General features: G+C 63.2%; 12 protein-coding genes. 4 read left to right on the top strand and 8 right to left on the bottom strand.

Annotation, left to right across the window (positions count from 1 at the left end):
- Window positions 1-142 precede the first annotated feature (142 nt).
- Together AAFX91_RS16535 and AAFX91_RS16530 are read left to right on the top strand one after the other, a co-directional pair.
- Window positions 143-508 carry a response regulator gene (locus AAFX91_RS16535; protein ID WP_027581229.1) on the top strand — a complete coding sequence of 122 codons (366 nt, stop codon included), beginning with the start codon at window positions 143-145 and terminating at the stop codon, window positions 506-508.
- 15 nt (window positions 509-523) lie between these two features.
- Window positions 524-1,897, top strand: coding sequence for a PleD family two-component system response regulator (locus AAFX91_RS16530; protein ID WP_394567154.1), 1,374 nt, complete (start codon window positions 524-526; stop codon window positions 1,895-1,897).
- Window positions 1,898-1,950: 53 nt separating this feature from the next.
- On the opposite strand, the gene AAFX91_RS16525 is transcribed toward AAFX91_RS16530, so the two are convergent.
- A complete protein-coding gene (locus AAFX91_RS16525) occupies window positions 1,951-2,559 on the bottom strand; it encodes a TetR/AcrR family transcriptional regulator (RefSeq protein ID WP_394567153.1) in 609 nt (202 codons plus the stop codon).
- Between the two features lie 134 nt (window positions 2,560-2,693).
- Between AAFX91_RS16525 and AAFX91_RS16520 the strand changes: the two genes are divergently transcribed.
- Both AAFX91_RS16520 and AAFX91_RS16515 read left to right on the top strand, forming a co-directional pair.
- Complete coding sequence (locus AAFX91_RS16520) at window positions 2,694-3,929, top strand: MFS transporter (RefSeq protein WP_394567152.1); 1,236 nt, start codon at window positions 2,694-2,696, stop codon at window positions 3,927-3,929.
- A gap of 547 nt (window positions 3,930-4,476) precedes the next feature.
- A complete protein-coding gene (locus tag AAFX91_RS16515; RefSeq protein WP_130580385.1) occupies window positions 4,477-5,883 on the top strand; it encodes an ammonium transporter in 1,407 nt (468 codons plus the stop codon).
- On the opposite strand, the gene AAFX91_RS16510 is transcribed toward AAFX91_RS16515, so the two are convergent.
- The 7 genes from AAFX91_RS16510 to topA form a co-directional block, all read right to left on the bottom strand.
- Complete coding sequence (locus AAFX91_RS16510) at window positions 5,880-6,410, bottom strand: hypothetical protein (RefSeq protein ID WP_130580386.1); 531 nt, start codon at window positions 6,408-6,410, stop codon at window positions 5,880-5,882. The two genes, AAFX91_RS16515 and AAFX91_RS16510, sit on opposite strands and share 4 nt — an antisense overlap.
- Before the next feature lie 77 nt (window positions 6,411-6,487).
- On the bottom strand, window positions 6,488-6,655 hold the full coding sequence (rpmG, locus tag AAFX91_RS16505) for a 50S ribosomal protein L33 (RefSeq protein ID WP_027581235.1): 168 nt from the start codon (window positions 6,653-6,655) through the stop codon (window positions 6,488-6,490).
- Between the two features lie 127 nt (window positions 6,656-6,782).
- Window positions 6,783-8,108: an LLM class flavin-dependent oxidoreductase gene (locus tag AAFX91_RS16500; RefSeq protein WP_394567151.1), complete on the bottom strand. Its 1,326-nt coding sequence runs from the start codon at window positions 8,106-8,108 to the stop codon at window positions 6,783-6,785.
- A 101-nt stretch (window positions 8,109-8,209) separates the two neighbouring features.
- Window positions 8,210-8,956, bottom strand: coding sequence for an NUDIX domain-containing protein (locus tag AAFX91_RS16495; RefSeq protein WP_130580389.1), 747 nt, complete (start codon window positions 8,954-8,956; stop codon window positions 8,210-8,212).
- A 36-nt stretch (window positions 8,957-8,992) separates the two neighbouring features.
- Window positions 8,993-9,433, bottom strand: coding sequence for a DUF983 domain-containing protein (locus tag AAFX91_RS16490; RefSeq protein ID WP_130580390.1), 441 nt, complete (start codon window positions 9,431-9,433; stop codon window positions 8,993-8,995).
- Window positions 9,421-11,751 (bottom strand): ribonuclease R, encoded by a 2,331-nt coding sequence (gene rnr, locus AAFX91_RS16485; RefSeq protein WP_130580391.1) that lies wholly within the window; start codon window positions 11,749-11,751, stop codon window positions 9,421-9,423. Before rnr ends, AAFX91_RS16490 begins: the two co-directional genes overlap by 13 nt.
- Complete coding sequence (topA, locus tag AAFX91_RS16480; protein ID WP_130580392.1) at window positions 11,752-14,493, bottom strand: type I DNA topoisomerase; 2,742 nt, start codon at window positions 14,491-14,493, stop codon at window positions 11,752-11,754.
- Window positions 14,494-14,736 lie beyond the last annotated feature (243 nt).

Here is a 14,736-nt window from a genome sequence, read left to right as displayed (position 1 = left end):
AACCACGCCACACAAGATAGCGGTCGGGCTTAACGGGTTTGAGCGAATCTGGCGCCAGTTTGAATTTACATTTCGACGCGCTCGACCGCGGTACCGGACGTACCGTATCAGGGACTGTTTCCTACGGCTTTGGAGGGACGGGATGGCCAAGACCGTCCTGATCGTGGAGGACAACGAGCTCAATATGAAGCTCTTTCGCGACCTGCTGGAGGCGCACGGTTATCAGACCTCCGGCACAAGCAATGGCTTCGAGGCGCTCGATCTCGTCCGCAAGCTGCATCCCGACCTGATCCTGATGGACATCCAGCTTCCGCAGGTCTCCGGGCTCGAAGTCACGCGCTGGATCAAGGACGATCCCGATCTGCGCAAGATCCCGGTGGTCGCGGTCACGGCGTTCGCGATGAAGGGCGATGAGGAACGCATCCGTGAGGGCGGATGCGAGGCCTATTTGTCCAAACCAATTTCGGTCGGCAAATTTATTGAGACTGTCCGACGCTTTATCGGGTAGGGGAGTTGAGTTTCGATGTCTGCGCGTATCCTCGTGGTCGATGACGTTCCCGCGAACGTCAAGTTGTTGGAAGCACGATTGTCGGCCGAATATTTCGACGTGCTGACCGCTTCCAACGGCGCTGAGGCTCTGCAGATCTGCGCCCGTGCCGAATGCGACATCATCCTGCTCGACGTCATGATGCCTGACATGGACGGCTTCGAGGTATGCCGTCGCCTCAAGTCCAACCCGGCCACGCACTTCATTCCGGTGGTCATCGTCACCGCGCTCGACAGCCCCGCCGACCGCGTGCGCGGGCTGGAAGCCGGCGCCGACGACTTCCTGACCAAACCTGTGTCCGACGTCGTGCTGATCGCACGCGTGCGCTCGCTGACACGACTGAAGATGATGACCGATGAATTGCGCATGCGTGCGATCACCTCGCTCGAGATCGGCATGCAGGCGCCCGAACGCAGCGCGATTGCCGACAAGGGGCTTGGCGGCCGCATCCTTCTGGTCGATGACCGGCCGTCGTCCTACGAACGGCTCGCGCCGATGCTGTCCGCTGAGCATACGGTCGATGTCGAGACCAACCCGGCCGAAGCGCTGTTCAATGCCGCCGAGGGCAATTACGACCTGCTCATCGTCTCGCTCAGCCTCGACAATTACGACGGCCTGCGGCTCTGCAGCCAGGCACGTTCGCTGGAGCGCACCCGCCAATTGCCGATCCTCGCCATCTCGGATGCCGATAACAATGCGCGGCTGCTGCGCGGGCTTGAGATCGGCGTCAACGATTACCTGCTGCGGCCGATCGACAAGAACGAGTTGCTGGCGCGGGCACGCACGCAGATTCGGCGCCGGCGCTATACCGATCATCTGCGCGACAATGTGCAGAACTCGATCGAGATGGCGATCACGGACGCGCTGACCGGGCTGCATAACCGCCGCTACATGGAGAGCCATCTGGCGACGCTTGGTGAACAGGCCTCGGCCCGCGGCAAGCCGTTGGCGCTGATGATCCTCGACATCGATTACTTCAAGGCGATCAACGACACCTATGGTCATGACGCCGGCGACGACGTCCTGCGCGACTTCGCGACACGGATCCGCAAATCGATCCGCGGCATTGATCTCGCGTGCCGCTATGGCGGCGAGGAATTCGTGATCGTGATGCCGGAAACCGACCTTCACGTCGCCAGCATGGTCGCCGAACGCCTACGCCGCTCGATCGCCGGTGAATCCTTCTCCATCAACAAGGGCGCCAACCGCATCGAGGTCACGATCTCGATCGGTCTCACCACGCTGGAGCGCAAGGGCGAGTCGGTCTCCGACGTGCTCAAGCGCGCCGACAACGCGCTCTACCGCGCCAAGCACGATGGCCGGAACAGAGTCGTCTCTGCAGCGGCATAGCCCGCACGCAGTTGCGTAGCCCGGATGAAGCGAAGCGCAATCCGGGTTTCGTCTCAATCCTCGCGTAGGCTCCCCGGATTTCGCTCCGCTCCATCCGGGCTACTGACCTTCACCCCAGCATTCTCCAGCAGTACTCGTGCAGCATCTTTCGCGGCACGCGCCATCGCGGGGTCGTCGCGGACGAGATCCTGTGCGATCGAGCCATCGACCAGCAATTGCAGTTGGGTCGCCAGTCCCTCCGGATCGGCAACGCCTAGTTCGACCAATCGATCGCGAAACCACAGCCGGCGGCTTTCCTTGAAAGCGATGGCGATTTCCTTCACCGACTTGTCTTCGCCACCGAGTTCGGCGACCGCATTGACGAAGGGACAGCCGCGAAAATCCTTGGCACCAAAACGACGCTCCAGCGCATCGAAGGTGCCGAGGATCTGCTCGACCGGTGACTTGTCCGACGGCTTCGGCTGCACGAAGCGATGCTCCAGATAGGCCGCGATCAGCGCGTCCTTGGACGGAAAGTGGTTGTAGAGCGTGCGCTTGCTGATGCCGATCTCGGCGGAAATCGTGTCGACGCCGATGGCGCGAATGCCCTTCAGGTAGAACAACCGGTCAGCCGTCTGAAGGATCCGGTCCTTCATCGTCTGTTTCTGGTGCGGAGAAGCCATGCAACGGCTCGGTATCTCACTCGCTTGACAGCAGCTCCCTCTTATAGCCAAGTTACACAGGTCTGTGTAACTAAAAATTGCGTGAATCGCAGGTCGGCTTTGCTGCGCCGCCATCGATAGGGAGAACAAAAACAATGCCCTTGCTGCAAATCCTGCGTCCCACGCTGCCGATCCTGATCGGCGCTTCGATCATGCTCACGCTGAGCATGGGCCTGCGGCAGAGCCTCGGCATCTTCATGCAGCCGCTGACGCATGACATCGGGATTTCGGTGTCCGACTTCACGCTGGCGCTGGCGGTGCAGAACCTCGCCTGGGGCTTCCTGCAACCGCTCGCCGGCGCCATGACGGTGCGGTACGGCTTTCGCCCGATCATGGTGGTTGGTTCGCTGCTCTATATCGCCGGCCTTGGGTTCATGGCGGGCGCGCACGGCGTCATCAGCATCATGATCGGCGGTGGGGTCCTGATCGGTACCTCGCTTGCGTGCACGGCAGCCGCGATCGCGATGTCGGTCGCAGCCCGCGCGGTGCCGGAGACGGTGCGCTCAACGGTGCTTGGCATTGTCTCCGGTGCCGGATCGCTCGGCGCCCTGCTGTCGGCTCCGATCGGACAGCTCCTCAATGAGGGTTTCGGCTGGCGTGTCGGTTTGATCGGCTTCGTGGTGCTGGCGCTCGCGATGATCCCTGCCGCCTGGTACGCGGGTCGGATCGACCAGGTTCCGCTGCCCAAGCCGACGTCATCCGAAGACATCGGCGAGGCCACCGCAGCCATCGCCGCGCGAGCGGCGTTCGGTAATGCTTCCTTCGTGGTGATGACTTGCGCCTATCTCGTTTGCGGCATGCAGCTCGTCTTCCTCACCACGCATCTGCCGTCCTATCTCGCGATCTGCGGCCTCGATCCGATGCTGAGCGCGCAGACGCTCGGCATGATCGGCGGCTTTAACGTACTCGGCTCGCTCTTCTTCGGCTGGGCCGGCCAGCGCTGGAACAAGCTTGCGCTGCTGGGCATGATCTACATCCTGCGCTCGCTGGCGCTCGCCTGGTATTTCATGCTGCCGGCGACGCCCGCCTCCACGCTGCTGTTCGGCGCCATCATGGGCTTCCTGTGGATGGGCGTCGGTCCACTGGTCGCGGGCGCGGTGGCGGAGATGTTCGGGCTGCGCTGGCAGGCGATGATCCAGGGACTTGCCTTCATGAGCCACCAGATCGGCAGCTTCCTCGGCGCCTATGGGGGAGGGCTGCTGTACGACGCGCTCGGCTCCTACACCATGGCCTGGCGCATCGGCGTCGCGCTCGGGCTCGCCGGCGGCATCATCCAGGTGGCGTTCGCGCTGATGCGGCCCTCACAGCCGCCGCTATTGAAGGCGGCGTAAGGTCCGCGCCGGCGGCTAATTTTCCGCCGAGGACTGCTGCCCCACGCGGACGGCAATCGCGGCTGATTAAATTATAGTCAGTGAGGTGCTTTCAAAATCGGCAGTAGCCAAGCCAGTTCACGCGTTGGTGAACTAGAGACGATGTTGATTCAACAGGTTTTCTCTGCATGGTTGGTGGCACGAAACTTGATTGATTCTGGCTAAGAATTGGGAGTCGGAGACCGGCACGGGCGTCTTCCGACTTTGGCGTCCCTGATAGAGGCTGGCAGGCCATGAGCCTAGTCGCCGCCAATCTCCAGCCATCGAAGCTCGACGGCCTTGCCGCGGCGCCGAGCTCCCTAAGCTTTGTGCCCAAGGTCGGGGGTACATTGCCAATTCTGGGCAAGCACTGCGGGCCAATTGCGGCGCTCCAAAACACTGCGAGAACTGGACGAGCGGGCGACGCCAGGCATTTGGTGACGTCCGTCGAGCAGCAAGCCGCGAGCATTGCCGGCGCGGCAAGCCTCTCCTCAAGCCTTTCGCTGACTTCTCTTGCCACGGGAGGAAGATGATGCACGCAAGAACATCTGCGAGCCAAAGGCTCGTGAAATTCGCGGCTGCTTTCCTGGCGACTTTCTTGGGAATTGCGCTCCTCAGTCTCGCACTGGGCGACATTGCGTTTGCCCAGGACGCGGCGCCGCCGGCCTGCGGCGGCAAGGTCCTTGAAAAGTGCACGCCGAACTCCGGCGATACGGCGTGGATGCTCACTTCCGTCGCGCTCGTCTTGATGATGACGATCCCGGGCCTCGGCCTGTTCTATGGCGGCATGGTGCGCAAGAAGAATGTCGGCGACACCGTGATGACTAGTTTCGCGGTCACCTGCCTCGTCACCATTCTGTTCGCCATCCTGACTTACAGTATGGCTTTTCGTACTGGCACGCCCTTTGTCGGCGGGCTCGATCGCATGTTTCTCAAGGACATCCTGAGCGACATCGGCAAGGGCGGAATTGGCAATCCCAATCCGCTTGCTCCGACCATCCCCGAGGCCGTGTACATCTGCTTTCAGATGACATTTGCGATCATTACGCCCGCGCTGATTGCCGGCGCATTTGCCGAGCGCATGAAATTCTCGGCCATGCTCTGGTTCATCGGGCTGTGGGCGATCCTGGTCTATGCGCCGGTTGCGCACTGGGTCTGGGGGCCCGACGGTGTCTTCGCCGCTGCCAACGAGAACGCATGGGTGAAGGTGCTCGATTTCGCCGGAGGTACCGTCGTGCACATCAATGCCGGCGTGGCAGGTCTGATGTGCGCCATCATGCTCGGCAAGCGAAAGGAGACGGGGCCTGCCCATAACATGGTGCTGACCTTTGTCGGCGCCTCTCTGCTCTGGGTTGGCTGGTTCGGTTTCAACGCCGGCTCCGCCGTCACGGCAGGGATGCAGGCTGGCATGGCGATGCTGGTGACGCAGATCGCCACGGCGGTTGCTGCTTTCACCTGGATGCTGGTGGAATGGACGCTTAAGGGCAAGCCGACCGTCGTCGGGATCTGCTCGGGCGCGGTCGCCGGCCTCGTTGCCATCACGCCGGCTTCCGGTTTCGTGGCGCCGATCGGCGCCTTTGCCATCGGAATCGGCGCCGGTGTCTTCTGCTATTGGGGATGCACTGGCTTGAAGCGCGCGTTCCACTATGACGACGCACTGGATTGCTTTGGCGTGCATGCGATTGGCGGCATCGTCGGCGCACTGCTCACCGGCGTGTTTGCGGTCGAGCAATACGGGGGGACGCCGGGCGTTCTGGAGGGCAACGCTGGTCAGTTCTTCAACCAGTGCGTCGGTGTTGCCACTGTGATCGTTTACGATGCCATCGTGAGCCTGATCATCCTCGCTGCGGTCAAGGTGTTCGTCGGCCTCCGCGTGCACGAGGACGCCGAGCGCGATGGCCTCGACCTCGCGCTGCATGGTGAAGTGGTGCACTAGCTCCGATAGTAGCGCCACATCCTGAGGAACGTCCGATGAATCTCGTCGGGCGTCCGGTCGAATGGCTCCAGGTTGATGCACACCACGCCACGGTGGTCCATGCGCCATGGCAGCCGCATCAAGCGGCGATAAGCCGGCTGCTTGCGCCAGTCGGCCACGAGCGCGCCGCTGAGGGGCATGCTGAGCGCAATCTGCAATTCATGAACGGTCATCGCGCGCTCGGCGATCTGAACGAGGTCGATGCGTTCGATGGCGCGCCAGCGGATCAAGCCGAAAGCCTGGATGAAGATGCCGTACTGATTGGCGCCGATGGTCGGGCGCCCGGTCTCCAGCAACGGGATGTTGTAGTAGGTAAAGCCGGCCGCCGTTACCGCGAGCGCCAGCCAGTAAACCGCGCCGGTGATCCAGGCGGCTGTGAAGAAGATCGCGGCGAGGGCGGCAGTGATGTAGACGGGAAAGTAGATGTCCTCGCGGCCGTATGCGACCGAGTAGCCGCCAGCATTTCCTTCGTTCAAGGTCGCGATCATGTGAGCCCTAAGTCCTCGGGCCACAAAATAAAAACGGGGCCGCGAGGCCCCGTTCGAGTGGGTAGTGTCCCGCGATCTTACTTGATCTTGGCTTCGCGGAATTCGACGTGCTTGCGCGCGACCGGATCGTACTTCTTCTTGACCAGCTTGTCGGTCATGGTGCGCGAATTCTTCTTGGCGACGTAGTAGTAGCCGGTGTCGGCGGACGACACGAGCTTGACCTTGATGGTGACCGCCTTGGCCATGTCAAAACCTCAGGAAAATAATGGGGTATCTGGAGCCGGCCAAGCGGCCCGCGTTTGGCCGGCAAACTAGTCAGAATCGGCCCAAAGTCAAGGTTTTCCAGATCCAAACCGGCCCAATTCGGCCGGATCAGTGCGCGAAAAACCGGTTTTTCGGCCGCGGCAGGCCCAGATTCTCCCGCAGCGTCTTGCCTTCGTACTCCTTGCGGAAAATCCCGCGCTTCTGCAGTTCCGGGACCACCTTGTCGACGAAATCGTAGAGCCCGCCCGGTAGGTACGGGAACATGATGTTAAAGCCGTCGGAAGCATAGCTCGTCAGCCATTCCTCCATCTGGTCAGCGATCAGTTTTGGTGTGCCGACGAAGGCCAGCCCGCCATAGCCGCCGACGCGCTGCGCAAGCTGGCGCACGGTGAGTTTGTCGCGCGCGGCGACGTCGACCAGGCGCTGGCGCCCGCTCTTGCTGGCATTGGTTTCCGGGATCGGCGGCAACGGCCCGTCCGGATCGAAGCCGGACGCATCGGTGCCCAGAATCACCGAGAGCGATGCGATCGCGCTGTCGTAATGCACCCGGCTGTCGAGCAACGCGCGCTTCTCCTTGGCCTCCTCGACGCTGTCGCCGACCACGACGAAGGCGCCGGGCAGGATCTTCAAATGCTCGCGGTCGCGGCCGAGCTTGTCCATGCGGCCCTTGATGTCGGCGTAAAGCTTCTGCCCGTCGCTGAGGCTGCCGCCACCGGTGAACACCGCTTCCGCCGTCTCCGCGGCGAGCTGCCTGCCGTCCTCCGAGGCGCCGGCCTGCACGATCACCGGCCAGCCCTGCACCGGGCGTGCGATGTTCAGGGGACCGCGCACCTTCAGGTATTTTCCCTCATGATTTAGCACATGCATCTTCTCGGGATCGACGAAGAGCCCGGATTCGACGTCGCGCACGAAGGCATCATCCGCAAAGGAATCCCAGAGGCCGGTGACGACGCCGTAGAACTCCCGCGCGCGGCGATAGCGTTCGGCGTGCTCCATATGGTCGTCGAGCCCGAAATTGAGCGCCGCATCCGGATTGGAGGTGGTGACGATATTCCAGCCCGCACGGCCGCCGCTGATATGGTCGAGCGAGGCAAAGCGGCGGGCGACGTGATAGGGCTCGTCGAACGTGGTCGAGCCGGTCGCGACCAGGCCGATATTCTCTGTGACCGTCGCGAGCGCCGACAGCAGCGTGAACGGCTCGAACGAGGTCACGGTGTGGCTGCGCTTCAGCGCATTGATCGGCATGTTCAGCACGGCCAAATGGTCCGCCATGAAGAAGGCGTCGAACTTGCCGGCTTCCAGCTTCTGGGCGAGCTGCTTGATATGGGAAAAGTTGAAATTGGCGTCCGGCCAGGCGCCAGGATAGCGCCATGCGCCGGTGTGGATGCTGATCGGCCGCATGAACGCGCCGAGCTTGAGTTGACGCTGTGCCATTTGCCGTTTCCGTGTGGGTCGCTCAAAACCAGATAGGCACGAAGCTGGGCGACGCCACCGGGAAGATTATTTTGTTTTTGCACACTTTCGCGACATGCCTGTCACGCGCCCAAAATGTCCTTCTGCATCCTGCCACCGTAGAAATGGAAGAACGGCACCGGCGCGTCGTGGCTGAGCGGACCGGTGGCGAGCCGGCGGTCGAGCTCGGCCAGCACGTTCTTGGTCATGGCATGCGCATCCGCCAATGGCTCGGAGCCGATCTCGACCCAGACCAGCTCGACCAATTCCGCATCGGCATGCACCACGCCCTCGACGCGGTGGGCGATGGCGGAGGCATCCGCCGTGAAGAAGCGCGTGTCGAAGCGGCGGACGCGGCCGGGTGGGGTGATCGCGCGCGCGATCAGGAACAGGCCGGAGGGATCGGGCAATAGGCCGGCATCGGCAAACGGCGCCCAGGGACCATCGAGCTTGCCAGGCTTCTCGACCTTGCGGCCGAGGCACAGACCTGTCTCTTCGCAGGCCTCGCGGATCGCCGCATTGGCCAGCGCGCGAGCTCGGCCGGGCGTGATCTTCGGGCTGCCCTTGAGCAGGTTGGCTTCAAGTTCATTGCTGATTGGAGCGGCGACCGGCACGCGGTTGTCGGCCTTGTCGACCCGGCCGCCGGGGAAGACATATTTGCCGGGCATGAACACGACCTTGTCGTGGCGCTTGCCGACCAGCACCTTCGGCCTCGCGCTGGAGCGATCGATTAGGATCAGCGTCGCGGCATCCTTAGGCCGGAAATACGGATGATGATCGGCCTCTTTCCCTTCCTCGACTTGCTTGATCGCGGTCGCTGTTTCAATCATTCCATCCCCGTTTTGTTATTCTTGAATCTGGTTTCGTCAGACCGGCGGAATATCGTCCGGCGCGTTCTCATCGAAGCCGTGCATCCGCATCGCCCACTGGAAACCCACGACTGCGCCCTTGATCGGCTGCAACAGCAGCAGCGACAAGATCAGGGTCAGCGGCAGATAGATCGAGAGCTGCAGCCAAATCGGCGGTGAATAGTTGGTCTCGATCCACAGCGCGAGCGGCACCACGAAGTGGCCGACGATGACGATGACGAGATAGGCCGGCAGGTCGTCGGCGCGATGATGCGAAAAATCCAGATCGCAGACCGGGCAGTGACCGTCGACCTTGAGGAAGGCGCGAAACAATTTGCCTTCGCCGCAGCGCGGACAGCGGCAACGAAAGCCGCGCTTCAACGCCGTCCACAGGTCCCGCCGCTCGATCGACGCGGCGTCGCGGGTCCACACCGTCGTTGCGGGCTTCAGCGTTTCCATGACTTGCCTCGCTTCGATTTGCCGGACTTCTGCTTGCCCGGCTTGCGATCCTTCTTGCTCGGCGCGCGACCCGCTTTCGCGCCACGCACTTCTTTCTTCCGTTCGCGCCGGCCCTCGCTTTTTCTGCCGCGCGGAATGGCTTGTCCGCCCGACAGCAATTCAAAGCGCAAGGCGCCTGCGATCGGAGCAGCTTCTACCAGACGCACGTCGACCACGTCACCCAATCGATGCATGGCACCGCTGCGGGAGCCGATCAAGGCATGCCGTGTCTCATCATAGTCGTAATATTCGGTGCCGAGCGTCCGGATCGGGATGAGACCGTCGGCGCCGGTGTCGTCGAGCTTGACGAACAGTCCGGAGCGGGTGACGCCGGAAATGCGACCCTGAAAGCTCGCGCCGACGCGGTCGGCAAGATAATGCGCGATCAGCCGGTCGGCGGTCTCGCGCTCGGCCTTCATCGCGCGCCGCTCCGTCATCGAAATCTCGGCGGCGATCTCGGCAAGCGTCTCCGGCGTTTCGCTGTCGGGCAGGGCGCCATCGCCGAGCCCAAGGGCGCGGATCAGCGCACGGTGCACGATCAGGTCCGCGTAGCGGCGGATCGGCGAGGTGAAATGCGCGTATCGCCTGAGGTTCAGGCCGAAATGGCCGTAATTCTCGGCGGAATATTCGGCTTGCGCCTGCGAGCGCAGCACCACCTCGTTGACCAGCGTCTCGTAATCCTCGCCTTCGACCTGCGCCAGCACGCTGTTGAACACGGACGGCCGCAGCGCGCCGGCCTTTGTGAAGGGCAGATCGAGCGTCTTGAGGAATTCCTGGAGGTTGTAAACCTTTTCCTGCGTCGGCTCATCATGCACGCGATAGATCAGCGGCAGGCCCTTCTTCTCGAGTGTCTCGGCCGCGGCGACATTGGCGAGGATCATGAACTCCTCGATCAATTTGTGCGCGTCGAGACGTTCGGGGACGATGACGCGGTCGACCGTACCGTCCGCCTTCAAGAGGATCTTGCGCTCGGGCAGATCGAGGTCGAGCGGATCGCGCTCGTCGCGCGCTAGCTTCACGAGCCTGTAGGCGGTCCAGAGCGGCCCCAGGATCGGATCGAGCAGGGGGCCGGTGACGTCGTCCGGCCTGCCGTCGATCGCCGCCTGCGCCTGCGCGTAATGCAGCTTGGCGGCCGAGCGCATCAGCACGCGGTGGAACGTGTGCGAGCGCTTGCGGCCGTCGGCGCCGATCACCAGACGCACCGCGAGTGCGCCGCGCGGCTCGCCCGGCACCAGCGAGCAGAGATTGTTGGAGATGCGCTCGGGCAGCATCGGCACCACTCGGTCCGGGAAGTAGACCGAATTGCCGCGGATCAGCGCATCATGATCGAGCGCCGAACCCGGGCGCACATAATAGGCGACGTCGGCGATGGCGACGTGGATGACGTAGCCGCCCTTGTTGTGCGGATCGGGGTCGGCTTCCGCATGCACCGCGTCGTCGTGATCCTTTGCGTCCGGCGGATCGATGGTGACGAGGGGGACGTCGCGCCAGTCCTCGCGCCCCTGCAGCGTCGCAGGCTTTGCTTCTTCCGCTTCGCGCAAGGCGCCACGCGAAAATTCCTGCGGGATCTCATGGGCGTGGATCGCGATCAGGCTGATCGCCTTTTCGCTCGCGATCGAGCCGAGCCGCTCCTTCACCTTGCCCGACGCGAGGCCGAAGCCACGGCTGCGGACGAGATCGACGCTGACGAGATCGCCATCTTTCGCGCCGGCGGCGTCGGCCTGGGCGATGTTGAGTTCGCGCCCGGCCTGCTTCTTGTCCACCGGCACCAGCCGGCCGCCGCCCTCGGGCAGCGCGCGGAAGATACCAAGCACGCGGGTCCTGGCGTGGTCGACGACCTTGATGATGCGGCCGCGATAGGGCGTGCCGTCGGCTTCATCCGTCATCTCGATGCGGAGCAGCGCGCGGTCGCCGACGCCGGCGGTGGTGCCGCGTTTCTGATGGCGCGGTGTGACGATGCGGATTTTCGGCGCGGTGCCGTTCTCTTCCGTATCCCACTCGGTGGGCGTCGCAATCAGCTCGCCGTCGGCATCGCGGCCGGTGACGTCGGCCATGACCGTCGGCGGCAGCGCGGCCGGCTCGTGAATCTTGCGGCCGCGCTTGGCAATCGTGCCGTCGTCGGCGAGCTCGCGCAGCATGCGCTTCAGCTCGACGCGATCGGCGTTCTTCAACCCGAATTCGCGCGCGATCTCCCGCGTGCCGACTTTTCCGGGATTGGATCGGATAAAGGCGACAATGGCGTCCCGCGCCGGAAAGCCATGGTCATGCTTTTGTTTCACTTACCCTCGAGCCTTGCCCGCGCTTTTCTTCGCGGGCGCTTTCGATGTTGCGGCAGGTTTTGCCGCTGATGTCTTCGCTGCCTTCACCGGCTCGCGCGCCTTGCTGGCGGCATCCGATTTCGGCTTGCTTGCGGCCTTCTTAACCGCTGCCTTCTTGGCGGGCTTTGCCCCGGCTTCGCCGTCGGCCTTCGCCGACTTTGCCGCCTTGGCTTTCTTGGCCTTCGCCTTGCCGCCGCCCTTGGCCGCGCGCTCGTCGATCAGCGCGATCGCGTCCGCAAGCGTCACCTCGTCCGGCGTCTTGTCGCTCGGGATCGTCGCATTGACGCCGCCTGCGGTGACGTAGGCGCCATAGCGGCCATTCTTCAGCGCGACCGCGCCGAGCGCCGGATGATCGCCGAGCGGCTTACCGGGATCGGCGCCGAAGCGCCGGCCGCTCGGACCTTTCGCGATCTTCTCGGCGATCAGCGTCACCGCGCGGTTGAGGCCGATGTCGAAGACTTCGTCGCCGGCTTCCAGCGAGGCGTAGGTCTTCTCGTGCTTCACGAACGGACCGAAGCGGCCGATGCCCGCGGTGATCGGCTCACCCGTCTCCGGATGCTTTCCGACCTCGCGCGGCAGCGACAACAGTTTCAGCGCGAGCTCGAGATCGACGTCGTTGGGTGAGGTGCCCTTCGGAATCCCGGCGCGCTTCGGCTTCTCGCCTTCGGCATAATCCTTCTGCTCGCCGAGCTGGATATAGGGGCCGAACCGTCCCGCCTTCACGGTGACGTCGAAGCCGGTGTCCGGATCCTGGCCGAGAACGCGGTCGGCGGCAGCCTCGGAATCGGCGGCGAGCGGCCTTGTGTAGCGGCATTCCGGATAGTTCGAGCAGCCGATGAAGGCGCCGAACTTGCCGGCCTTGAGGTTCAGCCGGCCGGTGCCGCAGGTCGGACACTGCCGGGGATCGCCGCCATCCGCGCGTGGCGGATAGATGTGCGGACCCAGCATCTCATCGAGCACGTCGAGCACCTCGGCGACGCGCAAATCCTTGATGTCGTTGACCGCGCCGATGAAGTCACGCCAGAAATCCTTCAGCACCTGCTGCCAGGAAATCTCGTTGTTCGAGATGCGGTCGAGCTGTTCCTCGAGATCGGCGGTGAAGTCGTATTCGACATAGCGGCGGAAGAAGTTCTCCAGGAACGCGATCACGACGCGCCCCTTGTCCTCGCCGTACAGGCGCCGCTTCTCGAGCTTCACATAACCGCGGTCCTTCAGCACCTGCAGGATCGAGGCATAGGTTGAGGGCCGGCCGATGCCGAGTTCTTCCATGCGCTTGACCAGCGACGCTTCCGAGAAGCGCGGCGGCGGCTCGGTGAAATGCTGGGTGACGGCAAGATCCTGCCGCTTCAGCGGCTCGCCCGCGCTCATCGAGGGCAGGCGACGCGAGTCTTCGTCCTCCTCGTCGTCGCGGCCTTCCTGGTAGAGTGCGAGGAAGCCGTCGAACTTGATCACCTGGCCAGTGGCGCGCAATTCCAGCACGCGCGATCCGGCTTTCGCTTCGATGTCGACGGTGGTGCGCTCCAGTTCCGCCGATTCCATCTGGCTCGCGATGGTGCGGATCCAGATCAATTCGTAGAGTCGCGCCTGATCGTTATCCAGGCGTCGGCGAAGGTCGTTGGGCCGGCGCGAGAGGTCGGTCGGGCGGATCGCTTCGTGCGCTTCCTGCGCGTTCTTGGCCTTGGCCTGGTACTGGCGCGGCGCGTCCGGCACGTAGGCGTTGCCGAAGTCCTCGCCGATCACCTTGCGCGCCTGAGTGATCGCGGACGGATCGATCTGCACACCGTCGGTACGCATATAAGTGATGAGGCCGGTGGTCTCGCCGCCGATGTCAATGCCTTCATAGAGCCGCTGCGCGATCCGCATGGTGTGGGCCGGCGCGAAGCCGAGCTTGCGGCTGGCCTCCTGCTGCAGCGTCGAGGTGGTGAAGGGCGCCTGCGGATTGCGCCGCGCGGGCTTTGCCTCGACAGTCGCGACCTTGAACAGCGCGGCTTCGATGGCTTTACGAAAATCTTCGGCTTCCGCGCCCGAGCCGATGTCGAGCCGCGCGATCTTCTTGCCATCGGCGCCGACGAGTCGTGCCTCGAAGGCTTCGCCGCGCGGGGTCAGAAGCGTCGCGACCAGCGACCAATATTCCCTCGGCACGAATTTCTCGATCTCGAGCTCGCGGTCGCAGACCAGCCGCAGCGCCACCGACTGCACCCGGCCGGCGGAACGCGCGCCCGGCAATTTACGCCAGAGCACAGGGGAGAGGGTGAAGCCGACGAGATAGTCGAGAGCGCGGCGCGCCATGTAGGCGTCGACCAGCGCGCCATCGATCTGGCGCGGCGCCTTCATCGCTTCCGAGACCGCCTGCTTGGTGATGGCGTTGAACACCACGCGCTCGATCTTCTGATCCTTCAGCGCGCGCTTCTCCTTCAACACCTCCAGCACGTGCCAGGAGATCGCCTCGCCCTCGCGATCAGGGTCGGTCGCGAGAATCAGGCGGTCGGCACCTTTCAGCGCCTTGGCGATGTCGTTGAGTCGGCCGGCAGCCTTGGGATCGACCTCCCAGATCATCTGGAAATTGGCGTCCGGATCGACCGATCCGTTCTTGGCGGGGAGGTCGCGGACATGGCCGAACGAGGCCAGGACCTCGTAGGAGGAGCCCAGATATTTGTTGATAGTCTTGGCTTTGGCCGGCGACTCCACAATGACGATATTCATGTCATTCCAATAGCTTAGGGGAGGAACTGAAAGCGAGCTCCGCGAGACTCGCGATCCGCTCTGTCGGGGCGAACATGGGTGTTGAGGGGGCCCCTGTCAAATCGAAGGATATTGAGAGGGTGGAGCGGGTCTACGACTTAATATCTAGGAAGTTGCAGAATGCGTCCTAGGCCGTGTGGACTCTTGGGATTCTCAAATCAGATTGAACGTGATTCAAGGCTTTCTTTTAGGAGGAAGCCTTGG

The sequence above is a fragment of the Bradyrhizobium sp. 31Argb genome (assembly GCF_043638955.1).
Classification (GTDB): domain Bacteria; phylum Pseudomonadota; class Alphaproteobacteria; order Rhizobiales; family Xanthobacteraceae; genus Bradyrhizobium.
This window is presented reverse-complemented; position numbering and strand designations above follow the sequence as displayed.